Raw genomic sequence first — 26,742 nt, 5'->3', positions numbered from 1 at the left:
TTGCGACCTCTTGAAGTTCTGGCTAGCCGGACGCGTTCCACCGACTGCGCAAAGCAAATAAACCCTGGTTCTTCAGATTCGGCCTGGTGCTCAAGTAATTCCCCTGTTCGACGGCGAACGTGGTAGCGCGATTGATGTAGTCCAGATACCGCATGCCGCCCAGAGTCTGAACTGCGCCAAAATCGAGATCAATATGAAAGATGCCATCGAGCAGGGGCAACGCATCGATGCGGCACTCGATCACGCCCCTCTGAGGAAATTCAGTTTTTTCCTGATCATGATAGCTGTAACTGACGAACATGCGCTCGCCGACGTCGTTTACGACAAAAACAGTGAAGTAGCACGGTGCGATCAGTTTCGGCATCTCGTAGCGGATGCGGATCAACATCGTTTCGCCGGTTTGGAAAGTGCGCGTCGGTCCAGATGGCGTAGCCGTCTCAATTGATTTGATCGTCTTGAAGGGGCGTGGCCAATCCTCGGACTCGACCGCCGTCAGATCGACCAGCGGCGACAAATTTCGCAGGTCAGCTCCCTCGTCGGGATGCAGCGAGCGAAGGTACTGACTTACCGCTTCATCGGCTGGTTGATCTACGACGAGCCGTCCTTTGTCCAGAACGATGGCGCGCTCGCACATGTGACGAATGGCCTGCATACTATGACTGACGAGCAGCACCGTTCGCCCGTCGTTGGCGATCTTGTTGATGTTGTTTTCACTTTTTTCCTTGAAGGCGCTGTCACCGACGGCCAGCACTTCGTCGAGAATCAGGATGTCCGAACGCAGCAGCGAGGCCACCGAAAATGCGAGACGCACGTACATCCCGCTCGAATATCTCTTCACCGGAGCGTCGATGAACCGGTCGATGCCGGCGAAATCAATGATCTCGTCAAGCTGCTTGGCGATTTCGGATCGGTTTAGGCCAAGCAGGGCGCCCGCCATGAAGATATTTTCGCGTCCGGTCAGGTCGGGATGAAAACCGGTACCAACCTCGAGCAGCGATCCCACGCGACCACGTAATTCTGCGCTGCCTTCAGTCGGATCAGTCACGCCCGATAGAATTTTCAGCAGCGTGCTTTTGCCGGACCCGTTACGGCCGATAACGCCCAGAATCTCGCCAGCTTTGACCTCGAAACCAACGTCGTGAAGAGCCCAGAAATAGTCCGCCTCGTCGCGCCCGACCAGTGAGGTGTATTCCTTGAAATGCCCGACGAGATTTTCGATCGTGCTTCCGCGTCGACGTGCGGGGACAAGATAGCGCTTGCCGAGCCCCTGACACCGAATTGCGATTTCAGAGGACATCTACGGTCGTTCTCTCGTTGACGGAGAATATGACGATGCCGAGTGCGGTCATGATCGCGGTCAGCGTCAGCGAGACGGGAAGCGTCCAGTCCCAGACGAGGGGTTGATCGATCAACAGCCAGCGGAATGTCTCCACACCCCAGTACATCGGATTTAGCTGGTACAGAAAGCGCAGGTTCTGCGGCACCACGCTTGCAGCATAGAGAATCGGCGTGAGATAGAGCCCGCCCTGCAGCGCGATTGACAAAGCCGGGCGAACGTCCCGGAAGCGAACCACGATTGCGGCAGCCCATAAACCGAGGCCCGCGCCGGCAAACGAGATCAGGATCAGCACCACGGGCGCCAGGAGCACCAGCTTGAGCGATGGATAATAACCGTAGAAGGCCGCCAGGATAAGCAGGATCGCGAGCTGAATCGCGGTGTCGAACATTTCGCGGGCCATGGCCGCGATTGGAAGAATAATCCGCGGAAAATAGACCTTCGAAATCAGAGACAGGTTATCCTGCAGCGACCCGGTCACCGACATCGCCGTTCGCGTGAAGTGCTGCCAGGGAATCAACGCGGCGAAGACATAGACAGGGTAGGGATAGCCGTTCGTGTTTACGCGCAGCAGGAAGCCGAAAACAACCGACATCAGCAGGAGCTGAAACAACGGCTCCAATAATGCCCAGGCTATGCCAAGGGCCATCTGGCGATAGCGGCTCTTGATATGGCGATCGACGAAAAGGACGATCAGTTCTCGGTGGTCGTACACCTCGGAGAACGAGGGCAGCAAAGACCGTCGCCCGGCATTGATGACTTTAACTCTCATGCTCGTGGTCGTGTCCCGGTCAAGTAACGAGCCAACCATGCAAAAGCATCAAGGATGTCCCTGCAGGGCTAGTTCCCCTTTGCTGCAGGGAGGGTCGCTATCATACGCGGTCACAGGTGTCGAGGGCGGATCAAGCCCCGCTCCGGCATGCCGATGACGATGGTGTCGAATGACGCTTTCCGCAGCGAAAACCAGGATCTGCGCTCCGCTGAGTGGGGTGTTCCGATTGACCGATATTGAAGACTTCGCTATCTGTCCGCAACATCTGCTCAATTCCGAGGGGCATGATTGCGATTTCGTTCCAGGCGGCAGGAACGCCCAATCCTACATACGTCGGATCGCCCAAAATAGGTGGCTAAAGCACGCTTCGTTTTGATGCGACGTTTCGCCGATGTCGCGTGGTCGTTGGGGGGAGACATGTGTGGCATCACTGGATTCGTCGATGTCTCGCGGTCGCGGGGCGCTGACGAACTGGGACGGATCGCAGGCTTGATGGCCGATCAGATGGTCCACCGTGGACCAGACGATGACGGTTGTTTTGCCGATCCGGAGAGCGGCATTGCCCTCGGTTTTCGACGGCTCGCAATCATCGATCTGACGCCGGCCGGTCATCAGCCGATGCAATCGGCTTGCGGGCGTTGGGTGATCGTCTTCAACGGTGAAATCTACAATGCCGAGGACATGCGGCGGGACGTCGCACGGCCCGGGCTGAATTTCCGCGGCCATTCCGATACCGAAGTGCTGATCGAGAGTATCGCCAGAATTGGCGTCGAGCCCACGCTTTCGCTGGCAATCGGCATGTTTGCGCTTGTCGTCCATGATCGACAAACCCGCATGACGTGGTTCGCGCGCGACCGGCTTGGAAAAAAGCCGCTCTATATCGGACAGTTCGGACGAACTTGCATGTTCGGTTCCGAGTTGCGATCGCTGCGCGTCCATCCCGACTTCGAGGCTGAGCTCAATCCACAGGCGATCGCCGCATTCACCCGCTTCGGCTACATTCCGCATCCGCTGTCGATATACCGCAAGGTCCGTCAACTCGAGCCGGGCGGCTGGGCGCGGCTTGATGCCGAAGGCGAGTTGACGACGGGCTTCTACTGGTGTGTCGAGGATGTTGCCGCCGATGCCATGCGGACCGGAAGCTCCGCCACGGACGAAGACTCGATCGACGCGCTCGAGCGGTTGCTGTCCGACGCGGTCAAGCGGCGCATGGTTTCGGACGTTCCGCTTGGTGCATTCCTGTCGGGCGGGATCGATTCCTCGCTCGTCGTCGCGCTGATGCAGGCGCAGTCATCTGAGCCGGTCAACACATTCTCGATTGGTTTTGATGTCGACGGCTACGACGAGGCGCCGCACGCCCGGGCCGTGGCCGCACACCTTGGTACGCGGCATCGCGAATTCTACGTCTCTCCCGAAGAGGCGCTCGAGGTCGTGCCAAAATTGCCCGAGATCTACGACGAGCCTTTCGCCGACAGCTCGCAGATCCCGACATACATCGTGTCGAAACTTGCGCGCCAGCACGTTACCGTGGCGCTATCCGGCGATGGTGGTGACGAGAGTTTCGCCGGCTACGGCCGGTACGCGCAGGCGCAAGCCATGACGACGGCGCGTCCGATGCCGCCGCTCCTGGGGACTGCCGCCTCTGATGGTTTGAGGACGCTGCAATCAGGCGCATTCGCGCTGCTGCGAAGGGCGGGGATTGGAAATTGGGCCGCACGAGGCGAGACGTGGCTGGCGCGCCAGGACGCCATGACTTTCGAGCATCGTTACCTGCCGCTGGCGTCTCAAGGCAGGCCGCCTTCGGAGTTCCTGGTCAGCCCGGAGGAGCAGCTCGCGCCGATCTGGGGTGGGTCGCTGGCGCCGCAATATGCGGATCCCGTACAACGCGCCCAGATGATCGACTTCATGACTTATCTGCCCGACGACATCTTGACCAAGGTCGACCGTGCCAGCATGGCCGTCAGTCTCGAAATCCGTGCGCCGCTGCTTGACCATCGCGTCGTCGAAATGGCCTGGAGGCTGCCGCAGCACATGAAGGTCCGAGGCGCCGACGCAAAATGGGCGCTGCGCCAGGTGCTTTACAAACATGTCCCGCGCGGGATCATCGACCGGCCGAAGATGGGATTTGGCATTCCCATCGACCACTGGCTGCGCGGGCCGTTGCGCGACTGGGCGGAGGCGCTGATCGATGAAAGGCGGCTCGAGCAAGAGGGTATCTTCGCGGCCAAGGCAGTGCGCGCCATGTGGAGCCGCCATCTGTCGGGGGAAACCTGGGCATATCCGATCTGGTGCATTCTGATGTTCCAGGCCTGGCGCGAGCGATGGCTCTGACCGCATGCTGGGGACCGCACGTTTCATTCTGGCCGCTCTGGTCGTTCTCAATCACCTGTGGCTGCCCACGGCCAACCGAGTCGGCGCGCACATTGGCTGAGCAAGTTACTTTCGTTATCCTCGATGATAGTCTCGGCCGCGTGAGTGACGAGCGGATCGCCTGCGGCGATCGTAACAACCAAGGTGAGCTGGTGCGGTTATGGGTATAGGCCGACGGGTAATAACGCTTCTCCAGGGCGTCAAGGACAACGCAGCTCCTGCGGCTCCTGCACAAGTTCCGGATACCGTCCGGTCCGAAATAGATTATTTGCAGTTCGAGGTAAGCCGGTTGCGCTCGATCGTGCGTCACCTGGCGGCTGATCGCATCAACACATTTCCGATCGAACGCGACACAAGGGACAGCTTCGATTATCAATGGTCCGATACGCCTGACGGCGACTGGACCAAGAGCCGGCCTGAACTGAAGGAGCGCGAGCGGAATTCGGTTCGCTCGTTCAGTCGGTTGCCGGACGAATGGTTCCAGGGAAAACAAGCCCTCGATGCGGGTTGCGGATCCGGCCGGTGGTCCTGGGCTCTGGCATCACTCGGATGCGCGGTTACCGCCGTCGATCAATCAATGGCAGGCGTGCAACACACAAAGGCCGCGTGTTCCGAGTTCGCGAGCAAGGTAACGGTATTCCAGCACGATCTGACCAAACCTCTTCCCCTCGCTGATCGAAGCTTCGACCTGGTTTGGTCGTTCGGCGTTCTGCACCATACCGGTGATACCTATGGATCATTCCGCAACATTGCCCGGCTGGTCAAACCGGGCGGATACATCTTCCTGATGTTGTACGCGGAACCGAACTCGAACGATCCAGGTGGATTTGACTATTATGTCGAAGTCGAACGGCTGCGTCGCGCCACCGCCGGCATGGATCTGAAAGAGCGGTACGACTACATTGAAAAGGTCAAGGGCGCCGACGCCGGAGGCTGGTTCGATGCCGCTTCTCCGGGGATCAACGACACCTATCCGCTGCATGAGATCGAGACCTGGCTCTGGCAAGAGGGCTTTCGCGAGTTCGGGCGCGCCGATCATCCGAACCACCACATCGTTGCAAGGCTGTTGCAGCCAAAGTGAAGTCGTCACGCAGAGGTTGAACCTGTCAAAAGGCTCCGGCACGGAATTGCGGCCGGACATCGGGGGCTATCAGGCGTTTTTCGACGCGGTACGACGTCCATGAAGTCGATGTGGCAATCGCCGTTGACCTCCATGGGGCCTCGGCGGCTGACCTTTCCTCCTGACAGATGAGATGGTATTGAGCGGAACGCTCGGGAATTCCGTCCTGACGCGTTCATTTGTTCCCGAACGTTTCACCAGACATCAGCCTGAAGATGGCACAGCCAGTCACACGACCTGACAAAGCGCGCGAGGCGCCCGCCCTGATCGCGGAGGAGCAGGCAATCCTCGATCGTATGTCGGAAGAGATCAGCCGGTTGCGAAGTGGGGCCGTGGTATTGGTGCTGACCGGTTCGGTCTCGGACGCTCTCTTCCAGCGCTTGCAGCAAGAGCCCCGTGTCACTCAGGTGATTTCGCAGACATCGCCGGGTATAAAAGACATCCGAAGACTAGGAGGCTCTGCGTTTCGGCTCCGAACAGCACTGATCTTCTGGTCCGAGGATTTCGCGGGATTGCGCTGGGCCGTCGCAGTATTGCGAAGCGGCGCGCTTCGGATCGTCAAGGTTTCTCGCCATCCACCGAAGTCGGAGTCAATATCCACGCTCCAGTTCATCGGTCGGGACGTTCGCGGTCGTCTCCGTCTTACGGACCGATTGTTGCAGCTGTTGGCGAAGAGCGGAAATGCCGGTGTTAGAAGGCTTGCTGAAAGAATCGTCGGCGCCCCGATTTCCCGACTGGAACTGTCGAGCTTTCCGGTCAATCGCATCCAGGCCGATGGTCCGATCGTCTATGCCTCCGGCTCACTTGGCGCGGGCGGCTCGGAACGGCAGCTTTCGCTGACTGCCAAGGGAATATCTTCCCGCACTCGCCGTCATGTCTCGATTGTTTGCCAGTCGCCGCTGACCGGCGGAAACCGATTCTTTGCAAGCGAACTCGAAGCCGCAGGCATCGTTGTCGAGGATCGGGTCAGCGTTCAGCAAAGGCTGAATCAGGGTGAATCCCTTGCAGGCTACGATCAGTCGATACGGTCCGCGTTTCGTCGAAATCCGCAGTTGGTGGATCTCATCCTGTTTTTCGCGAACAAGTTTTTGACGGAGCGTCCCGCGATCGTTCATGCGTGGCTGGACGAGCCAAATATCGCAGCTGGAATAGGGGCAGTGATAGCAGGTGTTCCGAAAATCGTGCTGGGCTGCAGGTCGTTGTCGCCGCTCCATTTCCAGTTCTTTCAACCGTATATGTGGCAGGCCTATCGCGAACTGGCGAAGCTTCCCCAGGTCACTATTCTCAACAACAGTGTCGCAGGCGCTCACGACTACGCCAATTGGCTCCAGCTGCCGATTGCGCGCATCAAGGTGATACCGAACGGGCTGGATTTTTCGTCAGATGGCAAGTCTGCAGTGTCGGACTCCGGAAGTCGCCATGTGCGAGAGGGCAAAATTGTTGTCGGCACCGTGGGCCGCATTGCGGAGGAAAAGCGTCCATATCTCTGGCTTGAGATTGCAAGCCACATCCTGAAGAAGCGCCCGGATGTCCATTTCGTGTGGGCGGGCGATGGTCCGATGCGCAAAGACGTCGAGCGCCGCGCCGAGCAATTGGGGATCAGCGCGCATCTGTCGCTTCTGGGCCTTGTCAGCGACATCAGCACGGTATGGCCGTCGATGACGGTGTTTCTGTTGACGTCGCGCGTCGAAGGATTGCCCAACGTATCGATCGAGGCGCAGCATTTCGGCGTACCCGCTGTTGTCGCCGCGGTGGGAGGCTGTGCGGAAACCATCAATGAGGGCGTTACGGGAGCTTCCGTTGCGGGAGAGGACCCGCAGGCATTTGCCGAGGCCGTGCTGCGGTTTCTCGATAGCCCCGAAGCGCTCGCTCGAATCAAGTCTCTCGGCCCGGCCCTCGTTCAGGAAAAGTTCTCCGTCGAGCGAATGATCGCGGCAACCATGGGCGTCTATGACCTCGAAGCTGGCACATCATGACTTCGAGCGTGGCCAATAGAACAAATCAGCCGCTATGTACGGAAGTGCACGGCGGCGGCATGCGCGGCTGTGGCGTGCGCTGAATTTCAGGAAATCACCCCTATGACAGCTCCTACCCTCTTGAGAATGCCCTTTCTGTTGTTGCGGGCGGCGATGTGGCTCGGCCTGGCAACGTCACTGGCTTACGTGCTCGCCAGCCTTGCGGCTCTTCTCAACGGCTACGCGCTTCCGACCGCAGCCATCTTTCATTGGGCAGATTGGCTCCGCGCCGCGGGCGAGCACGATCACTACGCGGCGCATTTCCTGCTGGTGATTACCAGCCTGTGCGCCGTTGCAATCTGGCTATCCGTATTGATGGGGTCTCACTCGTACGAGCCGGAACTGCAATCCCTCGACAAATTCCTGAAGACCTGGGGATTGCCTCTTACCCTGTGCCTATTTGTATTCTCGATGAGCGGAACATGGGCGGGTTTGCCGCGTCCCGGCGATTTCAATAGTGCGAGCATTGGCGGCCTCATTCCATTCTCTGATGCAAACGGCTATTTCTCCGCCGCTCAGGATCAGGCAAGGGACGGTTATTGGAACGGCATGGCTCTGCGCAGGCCGTTTGCTGCGGCGTTCAGATCCGTGTTGATGACGGCGGCCGGGTTCTCCTATGCCCAGATGCTGATCATCCAGGTTGTCCTGGTCTCGGTCTCGGTCTGGATCGCGGCGCGATCCATTCTTGTCTGGCGCGGCCCGCTGGCATGTCTGGCCTTTGTCGCGCTCTCCTTGATGTTCAGCCGCTCTTTTCTGGCGACCACTCTCACCGAACCGCTTGGATTTGTCTGGAGTTTCCTCTCCGTCGCCGCTTTTGTGGAGTCGTTCGGACGTCGGTCACTGCAATTCGCGCTGCTGGGTTTGGCGTTGACGTTCATGGCTCTGATGACCCGAATGGGTGCGATGTTTCTGCTGCCCGCCGTGATGCTGTGGATCGTATGTTGCTTTGGCGATAGTTGGCGCAAGAAAGTCTATATTTTCGTGGCCGTGATCGGCATCGTTGGTGTCGGCCTGTCGGCCAATTTCGCTCTGCAAAAGCTTTATGGAAGGGGCGCCGATCTTTCGGGCAGCAACTTTGCTTATACGCTCTGCGGGCTTTCGATCGGACAGGACTGGTCGTCATGTCCCGTGCGCTATGCGGATGAAATGAAGCGGATAGACAATACCGAGAAAGCCCAAACCGATTTCCTGTATTCAAAAGGCATCGAAAATATTGCAAAGGACCCAGCAACGATTATTCGCCGACTGGCTGTAAGCGCTGAATTGTTTGCCCGCGCCGTTCCCCCGACGATCACTTACGGTTACCTGCGTGCGCCGGCGTCAAAATGGTTGCCGACCTCGATCTTCTTCGTGGTTTCCATAATCGGCCTGATCATTCTCGCCATCAATCGTCCCAGCGGCACGGAGGTGTTGTTCTGGGTTATGACCATGCTGGCGATTCTGGTATCCTCGGCATTCGTGTATTACGACGACGGAATGAGGGTGATGACGGGAAGCTATCCATTGATAGCAGCGCTGACAGCCTCCGGACTTTTTTCCCGGCACATTCCGCCCGTGAACGAAATAGTTCGACCAGCGTGGCGGTGGTGGGGGAGCCTCGCCACCGCTCTGGTGCTCTTTATGTCGGTTCCCTGGTTCGCTCACCGCATTGCTCCGCCCGCCGCAGCGGCGACTGCGGTTCCGAATCAGCAATTGGTATTTGGAGGGAGGCGGGTGTCCGGCTTTCTTGTTGTTGCCGATGACCAGCCGTTGCCAAAGGAGGTGCCCAGCCTGCACTTGAGTGAGTTCGCCAAGATAGTCACGCTGAGCAATAATGAAATTTATCAGCCCCTTCTCAAAGATCGAACACCGCAATTGCCTTTCGGGTTTATCGTTGCGCCGAGAATGGAGGCGGGAAGGACCAGCGACAACCAGTTCATCGTGCCGGCCCATGTCGTGCTGGATAAGAACGTTCAGGCGTGGAAATTCACCACGGCCGAATGGTCGAAGATTGAGGGGAACAGCATTTACTGGGTCCTTGTGACTGACGCGCAACCTGTAGATCTTCCTGCAAAATGAGACGCCGGCTCCGAGCGCTTTCGATTTGCGGAGTTCAGGACTTCGGATGAATGTGAAGCCGGATGCGGCCAAGGGTGACGTCATCTTCACCATTGGCACGTTGGAAGTCGGGGGCACCGAGTTGCATCTGGCATCGGTTGCGGCCGAGCTGGTGTCGCGAGGCTGGAACGTCTCGATCTACAGTCTGGCGGGTGAGGGGCCGCTGGCCCGGAGCCTCACCGAAAGTGGGGTGAATATCATTTGCCCGCCGATCAAGCGGGACGGCCGGCCGGCTCCGATGATCGTCCGTTTCATCAGGTTTTCGATCGTGTCCGGACACCTCTTTACAGTACTGGTGCGGAGACGGCCCGCGATCGTGCACTGCTTTCTTCCGATGGCCTATTTGACAACGGCGCCATTGGCATTTCTCGCCGGCATCCGAATCCGGGTCATGAGCCGCCGGAGCCTCAACCATTACCAGGGGAAATACCCCTTGCTGCGAGTTCTGGAGCGGCGTCTGCATGGCCATATGACTGCAATCCTGGGCAACTCGCGGCGCGTGCTCGGGGACCTTATGGAAGAAGGGGTCGATGAGCGGCGCCTCGGCCTTATCTACAATGGCGTCGATCTGAAGCGTGTTACTTCAAAAGCAGCTCGTAACGAGACGCGCGGCGCGCTGGGTATTTCAGCAGACGCTCTGGTCATGATCGTCGTCGCGAACTTGATACCCTACAAGGGACATCTGGATCTGATCAGCGCGCTCGGCGGCGCCGGAGCTTCACTGCCCCGCGATTGGCAGCTTCTGATCGTCGGTCGAGACGACGGGGCAGGCGCCGCAATCGGATCGCTGGCTGTGGAGCTGGGAATCGGTGACCACATCAGGTTCCTGGGCTCGCGCAGCGATGTTCCGGACCTGATTGCCGCGAGCGATCTTGGTGTTCTGCCATCGCACGAAGAGGGATTTTCCAACGCGGTCATTGAACAGATGGCGGCAGGCCTATGCGTCGTCGCGACCGACGTAGGCGGAAATGCCGAGGCAATACTCGATCGCACGACCGGCGTGATCGTGCCGCCGCGAGATGTCGACGCATTGTCGCGAGCCATCGTGCAATTGGTCGGCGATCCAGCCTTGCGTTCCCGCTTCGGAAGCGCTGCACAGGCGCGCGTGCAGTCGAATTTCACCCTGGATGCTTGCGTTGCCGGATATGAGAGCCTTTATCGCGGGCTGCTCGGCGGCAAACGAGTTTGCGATATTGAAGAGGTGCGCGCGTCCGGCAACGCTGGCAGTGAGGTTTAACCCCAACGCTCGCGCCAGGCTTCGAACATCAATACATCCCACAGCAGATACGCCCAGTTGTTCTTTCTGGAAAGGTGCTGTTCCCAATACCGCCGCACCAAAGCCGTATCGAATAGGCCGGCTTCGCCAAGCCGTTTTTCCGATAGCAGGTTTTCCGCCCAGTCCCGGAGCGGACCGCGAAGCCAATCAGACAGCGGCACGCCGAATCCCATCTTGGGCCGCTCAACGAGTTCGGCGGGAACGTGCCGATTGAGTACTTGCCGAAGCAGCCATTTGGTTTTTCCGTTCCTGATCTTGACCGAGCGGGGCATCCTCCAGGCGAGCTCCACCACGCGATGATCCAAGAGGGGGACGCGTGCTTCGAGGGCTACGGCCATGCTCGTGCGATCGACCTTTGTGAGGATGTCGTCGGGCAGATAGGTCGTCAGATCGAGCAGCTGCATCCGGTCGAGCAGGTTGGGGAAGTCGTGTTGAATCGTGTCGTCCTGCAGGACGCCGACCGTCTCTGAAACACCCGGCATCAGGGCGGCGGGATCCCAATGGCTCACCAACTGGCGATAAATTTGCGTGGAGTCGTCGACTTCAAGCAGGCTGGCAAGCTTGTGCAGGCTACGCCCGGGTTGGGCCGTCGGGCGATATCTTCGCACTATGGCGAAGATGTTGTCCCACTGGTCGGCGCCGACGGAAGCCAATCCCGAAGCTGCGCCCTTGCGCATGAAGCCGGGCAGAAGCGTCAGCTTTCGCCATATGTTCGAAGTCAGCTGATATCGGTTGTAACCTGCGAACAGTTCGTCGCCGCCGTCTCCGGATAGAGCGACCGTGACGTGTTTTCGCGTCATCGCCGACACCAGATAGGTTGGAATTTGCGACGAATCGGCGAATGGTTCGTCGAACATTTCTGCGAGCTTGGGCACGACATCCAGCGCTTCGCTCGAACTGACCATCAGTTCGGTGTGTTCGGTTCCAAGGTGTTTTGCGATCGCCGCGGCATAGGGCGCTTCGTTGAATTCCCTTTGTTCGAAGCCGATCGAGAACGTCTTCACCGGGCCTGAGTTCGTCGCCTTCATCAAGGCAACAACCAGAGATGAATCGATGCCGCCCGAGAGAAACGCGCCGAGCGGCACATCCGCCATCATGCGTTTTCCCACCGCATCGAGCAGCAGGGACTCGAGACGGTCGGTCAACTCTGTATCGTCTTCACGAAGCGGATTGCGAATGCCGTCGATGGCAATTTCGCGTGCATTCCAGAATTTCTCACTGCTGGGTTCGCCGTTCCACGGCAGCGTGAGAATCGTTCCGGGCTCGAGCTTGTGGACGCCCTGATAGATGGTATGCGGTGTTGGAATGTAATTGTGCCGCATGTAGGAAGCGACGGCCTCCGGCCTTATCCGCGGTGTCCACCCGCGGTATTCGCGCAGCGCCTTCAGTTCCGATGCGAACATGAAGACGCCGTCGATCTTCGCCCAGTAGACCGGTTTGATCCCGAGCCTGTCGCGGACCAGCGTCAGGGTGCGGTCCCTGCGGTCCCAGATTGCGATCGCGAACATCCCGATCAGCCGGCGTACTGTCCCGGTGATGCCGTATCGGGCAACCGATTCAAGAATCACTTCGGTGTCGGAATGGCCGCGAAAGCCCTGTCCGGCAGCCTCCAGTTCCCTTCGAATCTCGAGGTGGCTGTAGACTTCGCCATTGTAGCTGATGACGAAACGCCCATCGGCCGAATGCATGGGCTGGCGCCCGGCGGGCGACAAGTCGACGATGGCCAGGCGGCGGTGGACCAACGCGACCCCGGCATCATGGTCAAGCCAGACGTCGTGGCCGTCCGGCCCGCGATGCTCGAGGCTGCGATCCATCGAATCTGCGAGACCAGTGAGATCGTCCGGGGATATGCGCCGATTTGGGTCGATGATGCCAGCTATGCCACACATATCCCAGCCAGCACCATATTCCGTTGTTCGAAGCCGTTATTGCGGGGATTTGCGGCGAATTTCACCACTTCTTACCCAAAAATACCTTCTTGGCAAGCCAACGCAACCAGCGCATAAGGATGCGCCAAAAGCGGATATTTATAGCTCGAAATTCACGCTGGACGCGTGTCGGATAGCTGCGCCGCCAGGGGATATTCGAAAGTGCTCACGAAGCCATGACAGTCGTCGCAGGACCATCGCGCAAAGCCGCTATTCTAAATCATTCAGAGGCCTATGCATCTGCTCGCGCCACTTGGCGAGAGAAGGCCGATTTTTTTCATCGTGAAGACGAAAACTATCTGCGCTTCTTGATCCCGAAAGGTGCGCGCGTTCTGGAAATCGGATGCGGCACCGGCGATACGCTTGCAGGCCTCGAACCGTCGTTCGGTGTCGGCCTGGATTTCAGCCCGGCGATGGTTGAACAGGCGCGCAAGCTTCATCCCGGTCTGACATTTCTGGTTGGCGATGCCGAAGATCCGGAGGTGATTGCGTCTCTTCCCGGGCCGTTCGATTTCATCGTTGTGCTGGATACGATCGGATCACTCGACGACGTTCAGGCGTTTTTCGAGCGGCTGCATCCATTGTGCACGCGCGAGACGCGGCTGGTCGTCGGTTACTTTTCGCATCTGTGGATGCCGTTGCTGAAGCTGGCTGAATTCGCCGGGGGGCGCATGCCCCACCCGCCACAGAACGTCCTGTCGCCGGCAGACGTTCAGGCGTTGGCCGGTCTAGGCAGCTTTGACGCCGTCAAAACTGAACAGCGCATGATCGTCCCCATGTCGCTGTTTGGAATCGGACGTCTCATCAACCGCTTCATCAGCATTCTTCCGGTGTTTCGTTGGTTCGCGTTACGTCATTACGTGGTCTGCCGTTCGCTGTTGAAACCCGACGATACGTTGCGCTCTGCCACAGTCGTCATTCCGGCCCGCAACGAGCGCGGCAACATCGAGCCCGCCGTCCAGCGCATCCCGCAGTTTTGCGAGGATCTGGAGATCATCTTCATTGAAGGTCACAGCAAGGACGGCACCTTTGAGGAAATGCAGCGGGTCAAGGCTGCTTATCCGGACAAAGACATCAAGACCATGGTCCAGCCGGGCAAAGGCAAGGCCGACGCCGTGTTCACGGCCTACGATGTTGCGCGCGGCGATGTCTTGATCATCCTCGACGCCGATCTTACGGTGCCGCCAGAGCAGCTCCCGAAATTCTGGGATGCGATTCAGTCCGGCAAAGGTGAATTCATCAACGGATCGCGCCTCGTCTATCCGCTGGAAGATGACGCCATGCGGTTCCTGAACCTGATCGCCAACAAGAGTTTTTCGTATCTGTTTTCGTGGTTGCTCAACCAGCGCTATACCGACACGCTCTGCGGCACCAAGGTAATGCGGCGAACCGACTATTATCGCCTGCGCGAGGGTAAAGCGTATTTCGGAGATTTCGATCCGTTCGGAGATTTCGATCTGATTTTTGGTGCCTCGAAACTAAACCTGAAGTCGGTCGATCTGCCGATCCGGTATGCCGCGAGATCGTATGGTGAAACGCAGATATCGCGCTTCCGCCACGGCGTGTTGCTCCTGAAGATGGTCGTGTTTGCCTTCTTCAAGATCAAGGCGATCTGATCATTCATTTGGTGGTTGATTGATGTCCAGTACCATCCAGAGCGACCCTCACGCTTCCTATCGCAGCGTTTGGTCCCAAAAGCCGATCCTGCGATTGGTCTACGAGGACTACTACCGCCGGATTGCCGCGGCCTGCGTGGCCGGAGAAACCATCGAGATCGGCGGGGGGATCGGGCAACTCAAGAACTTCATTCCCGCGGCCATATCTTCGGACATCCAGCATTCCCCGATGGTCGACGTGGTCGCGGATGCGCAGAATTTGCCATTTGGTTCCGGCGCCATCAGCAACATCGTCATGCTCGACGTGCTGCATCATATCGAGTTCCCGGTTCTGTTCTTCCGGGAGGCCGAGCGTGTTTTGCGCGCTGGCGGCCGTTGCGTGATGATCGAGCCGGCGATCACCCCCGGAAGTACGGTTTTCTACCGGTTGATTCATCCCGAGCCGGTACGAATGAGGGCAACTCCTTTTGTCGAAGGTTTGCCGAACCCCGAGCGTGATCCCTACGATTCCAATCAAGCGATCCCGACGCTGCTGGCGACGCGCGACCGTCTTCAATTCGAGAGGCTCTTTCCAAATCTCGAATTCGTCGAGGTGTCCTGGTTCTCTTTCTGGGTCTATCCGCTTTCCGGCGGGTTCAAGCGCTGGACACTGATGCCGGAGTCTTTGGGGCGGCGGGTGCTGGCGTTCGAGAAGCGCATCGAGTCTGCGCTCGGTCGCATGCTCGGGTTTCGAACCATGATCGTGCTGCAGAAAAAATCTGCCTGACCATCGTCCAGCGGATCCAATTGCGGCGCCCTCAGCCTGCCTCTGGAAGCGCGTCGGGAGTCTTTGCAGCTTTCTCCGCGCTGAAGATCCAGACCAGTCCGCCAATCGCGCCTACGACGAAGGAGGATGCGCCGAAAAGCAGCGACACCATGGTGCCATCTGTCTGCACCAGGCCGGCGTAGCCGAAGGCGACCATCATGGTCGCCTCCCGCACACCCCAGCCGGCAATCGAAATCGGCAGCATCGTGACCAGCATGATCGGTGGTATGAGGAGGAACACCTGGCTGAAGTCAGCGGGCGCAGAGATCGCGCGCACGACACACCATGCGATCACGACGGTCAGGATGTGCACGCACAGCGAAAGGACTGCAATTCTGGGTCCGCTGTGACGGTCGAAGAGGGTTCGATTTGCAATCAGTGAGCAGGCGTGGATGTGGTGTGTTGGCCACCACGTCCGCAGCCACTTCCACGGCAGGCGCCCCAGGAGCAGGAAGCCCAGACCGCCCGAGATGGCGGCTAGATCAATCAGCACAAGAGCAAGGCGTCCCCGCGAATCCCCGATCAGCTGATAACTCCAGGGGAGGCTGACAATCACGACGATCGCGAGCGCGATGAGTCCGATTGCGCGGTCGACCAGCACCGAATAGGTGGCAGCTCGCCAACCTGCGCCGGTACGGTTGACCAGCCAAAGACGCAGGGCGTCTCCGCCGATGGTTGACGGAAGCGTTTGGTTGAAGAAAGTTCCGATCATGTTGAACTTGAAGGCTTGCGTTGCACGCAACGGAGCCCCGCAGGGACCGGAAATTTCCCGCCATCTCAAAGCGCCACAGAAAACCTGGACGATGGTCACCAGCACCGAAAGTCCCATCCAGCCCAAAATCCAGGCAGGGCTGCTTTCGCTGAGGCGGGACTGGATCGCGGCAAAATTCACGCCGCGGAGCGCCAAATAGAGCAGAGCGCCGGACACCAGAATACGAGCAGCAAGAACCAGAAATCCGCGCATTCCGAGCCGTCGAGTTGGAGTGAAAGACGCCCTGCGCGCCGACCGCTATTTACCAGAAAGTGAAGGGTTATCTAGCCCTGTTATGGGTTTACGGCCGAATAGGCAATACGGACCTTTTCGGCTATTGCTGAAGGCGCAGCACTGCGGGTAAACAGGCCCCGTCGTGGGGTATGACGCAGCTGGAAAACCATAAGTGACACATAGGCGTAGCATAGCAGTTATCGGCTTGGGATATGTGGGACTGCCTGTTGCCGTCTCTTTTGCGCGGGCGGGTGTTCCGGTTGTGGGTTTCGACGTGGACCGTACCCGAGTTTCCGAGTTGCAGGCTGGCCATGATCGCACCCGGGAGGTCGAAGCCGATGACCTCCGACATGGTTCGCTGGCCTTCAGCCACGAACTCGCGGACATCAGGAACTCTGACTTCTTTATCGTGACCGTACCGACACCGATCGACGATGCGCACAAACCGGACCTTGGTGCGATGATTTCCGCATCGCGTTCGATCGGAAGCGTACTCAAGAAGAATGATATCGTCGTCTACGAATCGACGGTCTATCCCGGTGCGGTGGAAGAAGATTGCATTCCCGTTCTGGAGCAGGCGTCATCCCTCAAGGCGGGTGTGGATTTTACGGTCGGCTATTCGCCGGAGCGCATCAATCCAGGCGACAAGGAACATCGCTTCGAAACAATCATGAAGGTCGTCTCGGCGCAGGACGACAAAACGCTGGATATCGTTGCGGACGTCTACGGGTCGGTTGTGACGGCCGGTATCCACCGTGCCCCGTCCATCAAAGTGGCCGAAGCCGCGAAGGTGATCGAGAATACCCAGCGCGACCTCAACATCGCTTTCATGAATGAACTTTCACTGATCTTCCAATCCCTCGGAATCGACACCGGCGACGTGTTGGCGGCCGCGCGGACGAAATGGAATTTCATGCCGTTTCAGCCGGGGCTGGTTGGCGGCCACTGCATCGGGGTCGATCCCTATTATCTGACCCATCGGGCCGAAAAGGCAGGTTACCATCCGGAAGTCATTCTTGCCGGGCGCCGGATCAATGATGGAATGGGGCAGCGCATCGCGCGCGAATGTATTCGCGGGCTGCTGCGCCGAAAGGGCAAGGCCGGAATCGTCACGGTGCTCGGTCTGACCTTCAAGGAAAACGTTCCGGACACGCGCAACTCTCGTGTGATCGATATTATCCGCGAACTGGAATCGTTCGGTCTGACCGTTCAGGTTCATGACCCGATGGCGGACGCCGCGGACGCTCGCCACGAATACGGTGTAACGCTGGTAGATATCGATGCTCTTCGGCCGGCTGATGCCGTCATATTGGCGGTGGCGCATGATCTCTATACTGACGGCGGAGGTTGGCCGCTGATTCAGAAGCTGTTGAACGACGGCGCGGGATTGGTTCTCGACGTCAAGACCAGGCTCGACCGCGGCTCGCAGCCTGCCGGGATCGAATTGTGGCGGCTCTAGGAATAAGGTCGGGAGATAGATGTCGGATACGATACTAGTCACCGGGGCCGCGGGCTTCATTGGCTTTCACGTGGTGCAGCGCCTGCTGGCGGCTGGCCGCAAGGTTGTTGGTCTCGATATCGTCAACAGCTACTACGATCCGAGGCTGAAGGAAGCGCGTCTCGAAATTCTCAAGCGCGATCCAAATTTCGCTTTTGAGAGGCTCGACCTGGCTGATCGCGCGGCGATCAAATCGCTGTTTGCGCAGCACCGCTTTCCTACCGTTATCCACCTCGCGGCACAGGCGGGCGTTCGCTATTCACTCGAAAATCCGCACGCCTATATCGATGCGAACATCGAAGGCTTTATCAATGTGCTTGAAGGTTGCCGGCATAATGGATGCGGGCATCTCCTGTTCGCCTCGTCGTCATCGGTCTACGGCGCCAATACCAAATTGCCGTTTTCGGTAAACGACAATGTCGATCATCCCATCAGCCTCTATGCCGCGTCGAAAAAGGCCAATGAGCTGATGGCCCACACCTACAGCCATCTTTATCGCGTTCCGGCCACCGGCTTGCGATTTTTCACGGTCTACGGTCCGTGGGGGCGTCCGGACATGGCGATGTTCATTTTCGCAAAAGCGATCCTGAGCGGGACGCCGATCAAGCTGTTCAATCACGGCAAGATGCGCCGTGATTTCACCTTTGTTGAGGATGTTAGTGAGGCGATCGTTCGCTTGGTGGACCGGCCACCTCAAGGTAACCCGGACTGGTCCGGCGACCGGCCCGATCCTTCGAGCAGCGCGGCGCCGTGGAAGATCTACAACATTGGCAACAACAATCCTGAAGATCTCATGCATGTGATCTCGGTTCTGGAGAAAGAGTTTGGACGGACGGCCACCAAGGAGATGTTGCCCATGCAACCGGGTGACGTGCCGGCGACATACGCCGACGTCGAAGACCTGGCGCGCGATATCGGCTTCCGTCCTGCGACCAGGATTGAAGATGGTATTATGCGATTTGCCAGATGGTATCGTGAATATCACAAGATTTAGCGGCAGGGCTTAAATGAACAAGCGCATCATTCCATTGATCATGTGCGGCGGCGCCGGGACCCGGCTGTGGCCGGCCTCGCGCGAGGTGCATCCGAAGCAGTTCCTGCCCTTGTTCGGGGCACGTTCGACGTTTCAGGATACGCTGATCCGGGTATCGGACGCGGCGTTGTTCGAGCGTCCTGTCATCATCACCAACAATGCCTATCGCTTCATGGTGCTCGAGCAATTGGCGGAGATCGGCCTTGAAGCCGACGTGCTGCTGGAGCCGATGCGGCGCGATTCCGGGCCTGCGATCGCGGCCGGCGCCGCCTTCGCGCAAACGCGTGACAAGGATGCGATCGTTCTGGCGCTGGCGGCCGATCACGTGGTGCGCGACACCGCAGCCTTCGTCGCCGCCTGCCGCGAGGGGCTTAACGCTGCGCAAGCCGGGCACATCGTGACCTTCGGCGTCCAGCCCGAGCGTCCCGCCACCGAATATGGCTACATCAGCCCGGGCGATGTCATCTCGGGGCAAGTTCGCGCGGTCGCAAAATTCGTCGAGAAGCCTGACGCGGAAACGGCGGCGGGCTATGTCAAATCGGGCTATCTCTGGAACAGCGGCAACTTCATGTTCCGCGCCGCGGTGCTGCTCGACGAATACCGCAAGGTCGATAGCGCCAGCGTTCAGGCCGTCGCCGATTCGGTCGCCAACGCCGGCAGCGACCTCGGCTTCATCAAGCTCGATACCGATACGTTCGCTTCCGCCAAGTCGATCTCGATCGACTACGCGGTGATGGAGAAGACCTCGCGTACCGCCGTGGTGCCGGTCGCCTGCGGCTGGTCCGATGTCGGCTCCTGGCATGCGGTGTGGGAATTGTCCGACAAGGACGGGCAGGGCAACGCCGCGCGCGGTGCCGCCGTGTTCGAGGATTCGCGCAATTGCAACGTGACGACCGACCGCGCGCTGGTCGCGCTCGAAGGCGTCGATGACCTCGTGGTGGTCGCAACGCAGGACGCGGTGCTGGTATCCAGGCAAAAGGACGCCAACGGGCTGAAGCGGCTGGTCGCGACATTGAAGAATGTGGCGCCGCAGGTGACCGAAGATCACATCAAGGTGCACCGGCCCTGGGGCTCCTATCAGTCGGTCGACAATGGCGAGCGTCACCAGGTCAAGCGCATCATCGTCAAGCCGGGCGGCCGGCTCTCGCTGCAGAAGCACCATCACCGTTCCGAGCACTGGATCGTGGTGCGGGGCGCCGCCCGCGTCACCGTCAACGAACTGGTCAAGACCGTGCACGAAAACGAATCGATCTACATCCCGATCGGCGCGGTGCACCGGCTGGAAAATCCCGGCAAGATCCAGCTCGAACTGATCGAGGTCCAGACCGGCAGCTATTTCGGCGAGGACGACATCATCCGCATTGAAGATGATTACAGTCGTTCATAGAGGGTCGATAAGCTAGCGATCATTGGGAACTATGCTGCGCCTGGGATACCCATTTTGCCCACCCTGCTGGGGGGCAGATGGCATGCCCAAACGGTGCTCAGGGCGGTGCATCGCGCAAAGCTAAGGGTGTCTGAGGTACAGACCGAATATGACGGAGGTCAGAGGCGACCGGTGGCAATCATCAGGTCGTCGGACCTCGACATCTTCATGTATAACCTATTGAAAAAACTTATATTTTGTAAATGTGGTGCATAGGGTCCCTAACTCGGCCCCAAACTGGCGTGTGTAACCGTTCCTGTGCCGTGGTTGCGTTGGTATAGCTGCCGTGCTTTGGAAAGCCCCTTCAACCCTTCGGGCAAATAGGCACTAATCGTGGATCAAAACGCGCCCAAGACAGTTGCTACTTATCCTATTGTTTCTGTTGTTTGTCCCCTCTTTAACGAAGAGGCGATTATCGAGCGCGCCGTTCAGCGCATGCTCATGAATCTCCGCCAGCAATTCGGCGAGGCGTTTGAGCTGATTTTGGTCAATGACGGATCAAAGGATAAATCGCTGGAACGCTTGTTTGGCGTGCTCGTGGCCGAACGTGCAGAAAAGCAGGTCCGAGTGTTGTCTTATCCCATCAACCAGGGACGAGGGCGCGCTATCAAAATCGGTATCGACGAAGCGACGGCTCCTATCATCGTAACAACAGAGGCCGATTGCTCGTGGGGCGACGACATAGTTCAACGCTTACACGCAGAGCTAGTGGCTCATCCCGAGGCGGATTTTGTAATTGCGTCGCCCCATCGCGAAGGCGGAAGTTTGGTGAACGTATCACCCGCTCGGGTGTTCCTGACCCAGGCAGGCAACAGGCTGATCCGTCTTTTCTTCGACAGCAGCGTCACGATGAATACGGGCATGACTCGTGGTTATCGCGCCGCCGTTATTCAACCGCTCCTGACGGAGGAGAATGGTAAAGAGTTTCATCTTGAGGTGCTTCTCAAGCTTCTTGGCCTCGGCTTTCGTGCGCGCGAGATCCCCGCCACCCTGACTTGGCTCGATCACAAACTCCAACGCGACGGTGCGGCCAAGCGCAAGTCATCTACAAAAATTTTCAAGACTATCACTAGCCATCTACGCTTTATCGCTATCGCCCAACCTGTTCGGCACTTCGCCTTCTTAACAGCGCTAGCCGCTTTGCTCGGCTGCGGATTCATCGCAGCCGCTGTCGCCATGCTGGTCACGCATGCAGCGCCGGCGATCTATCTCGCGCTGGTCGGCCTGATTCTCTTCGTTATTGCTCTGCTTTTTGCGGGCTTTTCTATTTTGTTCTTTCAGCTACGAGAGCTCGCGCGAACGAATTGGATGCAAGGATACGGTGCGAGGACTCCGCCCACCGCAAAGCCTGCTGAATTGGTATTTCCCGTGAAAGCTAGCTAACGAAATGTGCGGTATTGTTGGGACAGCAGGCCGGTATGATCCGGCTTTGGTACGCCGCATGGCCGATAGGATTTCCCACCGCGGACCCGATGGCGCTGGCTTTCACGATCTCCCAAGTGCCGAAATAAGCATTGGAATGCGGCGTCTTGCCGTTATTGACCTTAAAACGGGCGATCAGCCGCTGCATGGCGATCAGAATCGCGTCCACATCGTCTATAATGGTGAGGTCTATAACTATCGTGAATTGCGTACCGAGCTTGAGAAGCTGGGTCATCGCTTTATCACCACGAGCGATACCGAAGTTGTGCTTCATGCCTATCTAGCATGGGGGCGCGACGCCTGGGTGCGCCTTCACGGCATGTTCGCGATCGCCATTGTTGATGAACGTGGCAGTCGAACGAAGCTATTGCTGGTTCGCGATCGTCCGGGCATCAAGCCTTTGTATTTCCGCCGTCAGGGCAAGAGCCTGCTGTTCGCGTCCGAGATCAAGGCGCTTCAGGCAGACAGCGGGTTTTCATCCGAGGTCGATCTGGCCGCAATTCGTTCGTATCTGTCTCTTCGATATGTGCCAGGCCCCGGTTCGCTACTGACGAGCGTCGAAAAGCTTGCGGCCGGGCATGACCTGGTTTGGTGCGAAGGCGACATCGAGGTGAGGCGCTGGTGGTTTCCGCCCGGCGCGGATTCGGTGGAAGCTGGCCTTGATATCGAAGCGGCCGCGGATCGCTTTGGCACGGCCCTGCGCGCGTCCGTTCACCGGCACATGATTGCGGACGTGCCGGTAGGCGCCTTCCTGTCCGGGGGCATCGATTCAAACATAATTGTCGCCTTGATGGCCGAGGTTGCGGCTGGCCCGGTCAAGACGTTCTCGATCGGATTTCCCGATTTCCCCGATCACGACCGCGAGCTTGCGGCTCTGACGGCGCGTCGCATCGGATCTGACCATCACGCGATCGATTGCCGCGCCGAGGATATGGCCAGCTTGCCGGAGATCGCTTTTGCGCTGGACGAGCCGGTGGGAGACGCGATTGTTGTTCCCATGTATGTGCTCGCGCGCGAGGCCCGAAAAGAGGTCAAGGTGGTATTGTCCGGTGAAGGCGCAGATGAAATTCTCGGCGGATACATGTTTCACCGCAAGCTTCAGCAAATTGCGCGGGTGAAATCGTTTGTGCCGGCGCATTCGTTTCCAGTTGCCGCACGCCTCGCCTCGATCATGCCGGTCGCGATCCTTGAGAGACTTTTCGATTATCCTGGCGCGCTTGGCAAAGTGGGGCGTCGCAAGATCGTGTCCATGCTGGAGCGCATGGGTGATGCACCGCTGACGGATCTCTATCGATCGGCTGTGTCGCTCTTCGACGCGGATGATATCCGCGCGATGGCGGGAGGTCATGCGCTTGCCGGTGTGGCGGATCGCAGCGTCGGTCCGGTTTTGAAGCGATTACCCGGTGAAACGGCACTACAATCGCTGGTCGCGATGCAGTACCCCGATTGGCTACCAGACGACATTCTTATGAAGGCCGACAAGATGACCATGGCACATTCGATCGAAGGGCGGGTACCGTTCATGGACGAGTTGGTCATCGCAGCCGCGGCAGCCTTGCCGGATGCGACCAAATTGGGGGCGTCCGGCAACAAGCTTGCGTTGCGGCGCTTCGGAGTTGGTCTCCTGCCGTCGGAGGTCTTGCAGGCTCCCAAACGCGCATTCTACATTCCGCTTGAGGCGTATGCGACAACCAAGCCTCTTGCTGATATTTTCGATTGGGCTCTCGATCCCGTGCGTGTCAAGAAGCGCGGTCTCTTTAGTCCTCAATGGATTGCCGCGCAGCGCGCTGCGGATCCTGCCCAAGGCTTTTTACCACTCAAGCGGTTGTTCTCGATCGTGATGCTGGAGCTTTGGTTCGAACGATTCGCGCCGTCTTCAAGCTGGACTTGAACTGCGCGGTAATACAGAAGGTGGCCTTATGAAGATTGTGGTGCAGAACTTTAAGTCTGGCGTTCTGTCGGTCGCCGATGTTCCCGCGCCGCGTGCGGGTCCCGGTCAGGTTCTCGTTCGGGCGCATAGTTCGCTCATCAGTTCCGGCACCGATCGCGCGATAATCGGCTTGGGCAAGAAGGGATATCTCGGCAAGGCCCTGGACCGTCCCGATCTTGCGATGAAGGTGATAAACCGGGCGCGCACCGAAGGCCTTTGGCCAACGTATAAAGTAGTGAAGAATCTGATCGCAGAACCGATCCCGCTCGGATATTCCCTTGTCGGCACCGCGCTGGAGATTGGGCGCGATGTGAACGACATTTCGGTGGGCGATCGCGTTGCCTGCGCCGGCCTTGGTTTTGCAAATCATGCGGAGCTAGTGGCCGTTCCCAAGAATCTCTGTGTTCGTGTGCCAGCAGCGGTTACCGACGAACAAGCCAGTTATGTGACGCTGGGCGCCATTGCACTCCACGGCTTGAGGCAGGCGGATCAGCAACTGGGAGCAACTGTTCTGGTCGTAGGATTGGGCTTGGTCGGTCAATTGACCGTGCAGTTATGCGTCGCTGCGGGTATGCGGGTTGCGGGCCTCGATCTGGATTCTCGCAAACTCGATATGGCGCGAGCCGCCGGTGCGACCGTTGCCGCAATACCGTCTGATCCCGCGCTTGCGACTCAGATAGCCGCGATGACAGGTGGTTTTGGTGTGGATTCGGTTTTGCTAACTGTAGGTTCCCGCGATAGCGGCGCAGTTTTCGAAGACGTTGCCAAGCTGTGTCGCGACCGGGCGCGCGTAGTCGTGGTCGGCGATGTCAAGATGGATATAGCGCGTCGAACCTATTTCGAGAAAGAACTGGAAATTCTTCAGTCACGCTCATACGGACCGGGCCGATATGATCCCGCTTATGAGGCGAAAGGTCAGGATTATCCGATCGGTTACGTGCGCTGGACTGAGCGGCGCAACCTCTCAGCGTTTCTTGAATTGATTGGTGATGGCAGGTTGGATCCGGCGCGGCTTACGACTCATAAGTTTTCAATCGCGGATGCAACCGAGGGCTACGATCTGGTCACCGGCAAAAAACAGGATTTTAGCGTAGGCATTGTCCTTGAGTATCCATCCGAAATGAGTCCTTCGAAGTCGCTTGCTCTTTCGGTATCGCGACGGCCCGTATCCGGTCGCATTGGCCTTGGTGTCATAGGGGCAGGAACGTTTGCAAAAGGTATCCTGCTGCCCGCTTTGATGGACGCTCAGGCGTTCCACATGGTCGGCGTAGCTAGCGGAAAGGGCATTTCAGCAAAAAGTGTTGCCGAGCGGTATGGCGCGAGCATGGCCCACAACGATGGATATGCTTTGCTGGATGATCCCTCCGTTCAGGCGGTCGTCATCGCTACCCGTCACGACAGCCACGCGCGTTATGTTGTCGAAGCCTTGAACCGGGGCAAGCATGTCTTCGTCGAGAAGCCGTTGGCAATCTCGCGCCAGGAACTTATCGATGTTGAGGCAGCGGCGCGCGCCTCTTCAGGCACGCTGACTGTCGGTTTCAACCGGCGGTTTTCACCTTTAGTGCAAGCGATGGCTGGGCATTTCAAGGGGCGCTCGGAACCGATGGTTATGCTCTATCGCATCAACGCTGGCCGTATTGCGCTCAAGTCCGAGCTCGGCTGGGTACACGATCGGGAAAGTGGTGGCGGCCGAATCATCGGTGAAGCCTGCCATTTCATCGATGCTATGCAGAGCGTCTGCGGTTCACTTCCAGAGTCTGTTCAAGTAGCCCATGTTAGTCCGCGACGTTCCGATGTTGCCGCCGACGATATCGTTACCTTTACGGTGAGATTCCAGGACGGGTCGATTGGCACCGTGCACTACTGGTCGAACGGTGACGCAAGCTATCCTAAGGAACGGTTCGAAGCCTTTGCGCAAGAGCGCATGGCGCTGCTGGACAATTTCCGTGCACTCGATCTTGTGGCCAAAAACAAAACATCGCGCCGCCGCTCTTTGAATGTTGACAAGGGATTTGCGGCGGAAGCGGCCGCTTTCGCGGAGGCTTGTCGAACGGGCAATCCCGCAATTTCGATCGAAAGCTTGATTGCAACCACCGAGGTTACCCTCGCAGTAACCGAGGCTTTGCGGGGCGTTGGATCCGAAGACGAGATTGGGCGAGCCGACGCATGACAGGGAAGATCGTGCCATGTGTGGTTTGCGGTTCGTCTGACCCGCGGCCGTTGCGAGTTTCGCTGGGGTACGGCGGCATCCGCGAGTGCGGCAGTTGCGGATCAGGATTGCTGGAGCCGCGCCCCTCCGCACTCGATCTGACGGCTCTGCATGGCAGCGACGACTATTTCAACCATCCGTATTTCATCGCGCGGCGTGAGCTGACTTCCGTGCTACGTGCGGCATGCGAGGCAAAACTGTCGCGGGTCGAGCGCCAAATCGGCGCGCTTGACGGCAAAGCTATGATCGATGTCGGGTGCGATCTCGGAATCCTCGTCGCCTATGCCGTAGAAAGTCGGCATATGACAGCGATCGGCATCGACATATTTCCCAAGGTGGTGGAGCTCGGCCGCGCCGCGGGCCGCGACTTGCGGGTCGGTACGCTGGAGACCGCTGCGTTGGCGGCATGTAGTGCCGACATCATCTGCGGATTCGATCTCATCGAGCACGTCGATAATCCTGATCGCTTCCTCCGCGAAGCATTTCGTGTGCTGAAGCCAGGCGGCACGCTGGCGCTGGAAACGCCAAATTACGATGGGCTCGTCTATCGGATCGGCCGGGGGCTTGCGAAATTGTCTGGATTGCTGCGGCCTCTGCAAGAGCGTCTCTGGCCGCCCTTTCATGTTCAGTATTTTACCAAGGCGTCGCTGGCGGCGTTGTTGCAGAGAACAGGCTTTGAACAAGTGAAAATAGAGGCCCGCGAGTTGGAATCGTCTGAGCTGGCTGTAGCGCAGCCGGTTTTGCGTGTTGCGGTGCAGGGCGTATTCGCGCTCGCGCGCCGCGTTGGCTCCATGACCTTGCTGACAGCAATTGCCCGCAAGCCGTTGAATGACATCAAGGCCTGATGTTCTTCGAAACATGTCGCTGGTCGGCGAGAACATGTTTGTTGTAGTTCGAGGTGGTA

18 protein-coding genes are annotated in these 26,742 nt (G+C 58.4%); 14 read left to right on the top strand and 4 right to left on the bottom strand.

Annotated elements, in window-relative coordinates; genetic code table 11:
• Positions 1–22: 22 nt before the first annotated feature.
• Complete coding sequence (locus JQ600_RS30450) at positions 23–1,297, bottom strand: ABC transporter ATP-binding protein (protein WP_212490229.1); 1,275 nt, start codon at positions 1,295–1,297, stop codon at positions 23–25.
• Positions 1,287–2,108 carry an ABC transporter permease gene (locus JQ600_RS30445; protein WP_212268955.1) on the bottom strand — a complete coding sequence of 274 codons (822 nt, stop codon included), beginning with the start codon at positions 2,106–2,108 and terminating at the stop codon, positions 1,287–1,289. Before JQ600_RS30445 ends, JQ600_RS30450 begins: the two co-directional genes overlap by 11 nt.
• 417 nt (positions 2,109–2,525) lie before the next feature.
• Between JQ600_RS30445 and asnB (JQ600_RS30440) the strand changes: the two genes are divergently transcribed.
• The 5 genes from asnB (JQ600_RS30440) (at position 2,526) to JQ600_RS30420 (ending at position 10,947) form a co-directional block, all read left to right on the top strand.
• On the top strand, positions 2,526–4,439 hold the full coding sequence (asnB, locus tag JQ600_RS30440; RefSeq protein WP_212490228.1) for an asparagine synthase (glutamine-hydrolyzing): 1,914 nt from the start codon (positions 2,526–2,528) through the stop codon (positions 4,437–4,439).
• A 328-nt stretch (positions 4,440–4,767) separates the two neighbouring features.
• Entirely contained in the window at positions 4,768–5,559 is a 792-nt protein-coding gene (locus tag JQ600_RS30435; RefSeq protein WP_212490227.1) for a bifunctional 2-polyprenyl-6-hydroxyphenol methylase/3-demethylubiquinol 3-O-methyltransferase UbiG, read from the top strand.
• A gap of 254 nt (positions 5,560–5,813) precedes the next feature.
• Entirely contained in the window at positions 5,814–7,574 is a 1,761-nt protein-coding gene (locus JQ600_RS30430; RefSeq protein ID WP_212490226.1) for a glycosyltransferase, read from the top strand.
• A gap of 102 nt (positions 7,575–7,676) precedes the next feature.
• Positions 7,677–9,671, top strand: a complete 1,995-nt coding sequence (locus JQ600_RS30425; protein WP_212490225.1) for a hypothetical protein — start codon at positions 7,677–7,679, stop codon at positions 9,669–9,671.
• Positions 9,672–9,717: 46 nt separating this feature from the next.
• Positions 9,718–10,947 (top strand): glycosyltransferase, encoded by a 1,230-nt coding sequence (locus JQ600_RS30420; protein ID WP_212490224.1) that lies wholly within the window; start codon positions 9,718–9,720, stop codon positions 10,945–10,947.
• On the opposite strand, the gene asnB (JQ600_RS30415) is transcribed toward JQ600_RS30420, so the two are convergent.
• A complete protein-coding gene (gene asnB / locus JQ600_RS30415; RefSeq protein WP_212490223.1) occupies positions 10,944–12,875 on the bottom strand; it encodes an asparagine synthase (glutamine-hydrolyzing) in 1,932 nt (643 codons plus the stop codon). The genes JQ600_RS30420 and asnB (JQ600_RS30415) overlap by 4 nt on opposite strands.
• Positions 12,876–13,090: 215 nt before the next feature.
• Here asnB (JQ600_RS30415) and JQ600_RS30410 point away from each other — a divergent pair, with 215 nt between their 5' ends.
• The gene (locus tag JQ600_RS30410) at positions 13,091–14,530 is read left to right on the top strand and encodes a glycosyltransferase (protein ID WP_212268962.1); all 1,440 of its coding nucleotides are present in this window, start codon (positions 13,091–13,093) and stop codon (positions 14,528–14,530) included.
• Positions 14,531–14,624: 94 nt separating this feature from the next.
• Positions 14,625–15,296 carry a methyltransferase domain-containing protein gene (locus JQ600_RS30405; protein ID WP_212268963.1) on the top strand — a complete coding sequence of 224 codons (672 nt, stop codon included), beginning with the start codon at positions 14,625–14,627 and terminating at the stop codon, positions 15,294–15,296.
• A 31-nt stretch (positions 15,297–15,327) separates the two neighbouring features.
• On the opposite strand, the gene JQ600_RS30400 is transcribed toward JQ600_RS30405, so the two are convergent.
• On the bottom strand, positions 15,328–16,299 hold the full coding sequence (locus JQ600_RS30400) for a lysylphosphatidylglycerol synthase transmembrane domain-containing protein (RefSeq protein ID WP_212268964.1): 972 nt from the start codon (positions 16,297–16,299) through the stop codon (positions 15,328–15,330).
• Positions 16,300–16,492: 193 nt separating this feature from the next.
• On the opposite strand from JQ600_RS30400, the gene JQ600_RS30395 reads away from it, so the two are divergent.
• The 7 genes from JQ600_RS30395 (at position 16,493) to JQ600_RS30365 (ending at position 26,683) form a co-directional block, all read left to right on the top strand.
• Positions 16,493–17,779 carry a nucleotide sugar dehydrogenase gene (locus JQ600_RS30395; RefSeq protein ID WP_212268965.1) on the top strand — a complete coding sequence of 429 codons (1,287 nt, stop codon included), beginning with the start codon at positions 16,493–16,495 and terminating at the stop codon, positions 17,777–17,779.
• A 19-nt stretch (positions 17,780–17,798) separates the two neighbouring features.
• Complete coding sequence (locus JQ600_RS30390) at positions 17,799–18,812, top strand: NAD-dependent epimerase (protein WP_212268966.1); 1,014 nt, start codon at positions 17,799–17,801, stop codon at positions 18,810–18,812.
• Between the two features lie 13 nt (positions 18,813–18,825).
• Complete coding sequence (locus JQ600_RS30385; RefSeq protein WP_212490222.1) at positions 18,826–20,238, top strand: mannose-1-phosphate guanylyltransferase/mannose-6-phosphate isomerase; 1,413 nt, start codon at positions 18,826–18,828, stop codon at positions 20,236–20,238.
• A gap of 372 nt (positions 20,239–20,610) precedes the next feature.
• Positions 20,611–21,660: a glycosyltransferase family 2 protein gene (locus tag JQ600_RS30380; RefSeq protein ID WP_212490221.1), complete on the top strand. Its 1,050-nt coding sequence runs from the start codon at positions 20,611–20,613 to the stop codon at positions 21,658–21,660.
• 4 nt (positions 21,661–21,664) lie between these two features.
• A complete protein-coding gene (gene asnB, locus JQ600_RS30375; RefSeq protein ID WP_212490220.1) occupies positions 21,665–23,590 on the top strand; it encodes an asparagine synthase (glutamine-hydrolyzing) in 1,926 nt (641 codons plus the stop codon).
• A 28-nt stretch (positions 23,591–23,618) separates the two neighbouring features.
• Positions 23,619–25,799, top strand: coding sequence for a bi-domain-containing oxidoreductase (locus JQ600_RS30370; protein ID WP_212490219.1), 2,181 nt, complete (start codon positions 23,619–23,621; stop codon positions 25,797–25,799).
• The gene (locus JQ600_RS30365) at positions 25,796–26,683 is read left to right on the top strand and encodes a bifunctional 2-polyprenyl-6-hydroxyphenol methylase/3-demethylubiquinol 3-O-methyltransferase UbiG (RefSeq protein ID WP_212490218.1); all 888 of its coding nucleotides are present in this window, start codon (positions 25,796–25,798) and stop codon (positions 26,681–26,683) included. The genes JQ600_RS30370 and JQ600_RS30365 overlap by 4 nt, the downstream gene beginning before the upstream one ends.
• Positions 26,684–26,742 lie beyond the last annotated feature (59 nt).

It is taken from the genome of Bradyrhizobium sp. AUGA SZCCT0176 (assembly GCF_018130145.1).
GTDB lineage: Bacteria > Pseudomonadota > Alphaproteobacteria > Rhizobiales > Xanthobacteraceae > Bradyrhizobium.
Note: the sequence above shows the minus strand (reverse complement) of the source record. Positions and strands in the feature narration are given on the sequence as shown.

Coding starts and splice junctions, on each gene's coding strand:
- JQ600_RS30370 (WP_212490219.1), top strand. CDS start 23,619: ATGAAGATTGTGGTGCAGAACTTTAAGTCTGGCGTTCTGTCGGTCGCC.
- JQ600_RS30410 (WP_212268962.1), top strand. CDS start 13,091: ATGACAGTCGTCGCAGGACCATCGCGCAAAGCCGCTATTCTAAATCAT.
- JQ600_RS30390 (WP_212268966.1), top strand. CDS start 17,799: ATGTCGGATACGATACTAGTCACCGGGGCCGCGGGCTTCATTGGCTTT.
- asnB (WP_212490220.1), top strand. CDS start 21,665: ATGTGCGGTATTGTTGGGACAGCAGGCCGGTATGATCCGGCTTTGGTA.
- JQ600_RS30425 (WP_212490225.1), top strand. CDS start 7,677: ATGACAGCTCCTACCCTCTTGAGAATGCCCTTTCTGTTGTTGCGGGCG.
- JQ600_RS30445 (WP_212268955.1), bottom strand. CDS start 2,108: ATGAGAGTTAAAGTCATCAATGCCGGGCGACGGTCTTTGCTGCCCTCG.
- JQ600_RS30400 (WP_212268964.1), bottom strand. CDS start 16,299: ATGCGCGGATTTCTGGTTCTTGCTGCTCGTATTCTGGTGTCCGGCGCT.
- JQ600_RS30430 (WP_212490226.1), top strand. CDS start 5,814: ATGGCACAGCCAGTCACACGACCTGACAAAGCGCGCGAGGCGCCCGCC.
- JQ600_RS30450 (WP_212490229.1), bottom strand. CDS start 1,297: ATGTCCTCTGAAATCGCAATTCGGTGTCAGGGGCTCGGCAAGCGCTAT.
- JQ600_RS30365 (WP_212490218.1), top strand. CDS start 25,796: ATGACAGGGAAGATCGTGCCATGTGTGGTTTGCGGTTCGTCTGACCCG.
- asnB (WP_212490228.1), top strand. CDS start 2,526: ATGTGTGGCATCACTGGATTCGTCGATGTCTCGCGGTCGCGGGGCGCT.
- JQ600_RS30420 (WP_212490224.1), top strand. CDS start 9,718: ATGAATGTGAAGCCGGATGCGGCCAAGGGTGACGTCATCTTCACCATT.
- asnB (WP_212490223.1), bottom strand. CDS start 12,875: ATGTGTGGCATAGCTGGCATCATCGACCCAAATCGGCGCATATCCCCG.
- JQ600_RS30385 (WP_212490222.1), top strand. CDS start 18,826: ATGAACAAGCGCATCATTCCATTGATCATGTGCGGCGGCGCCGGGACC.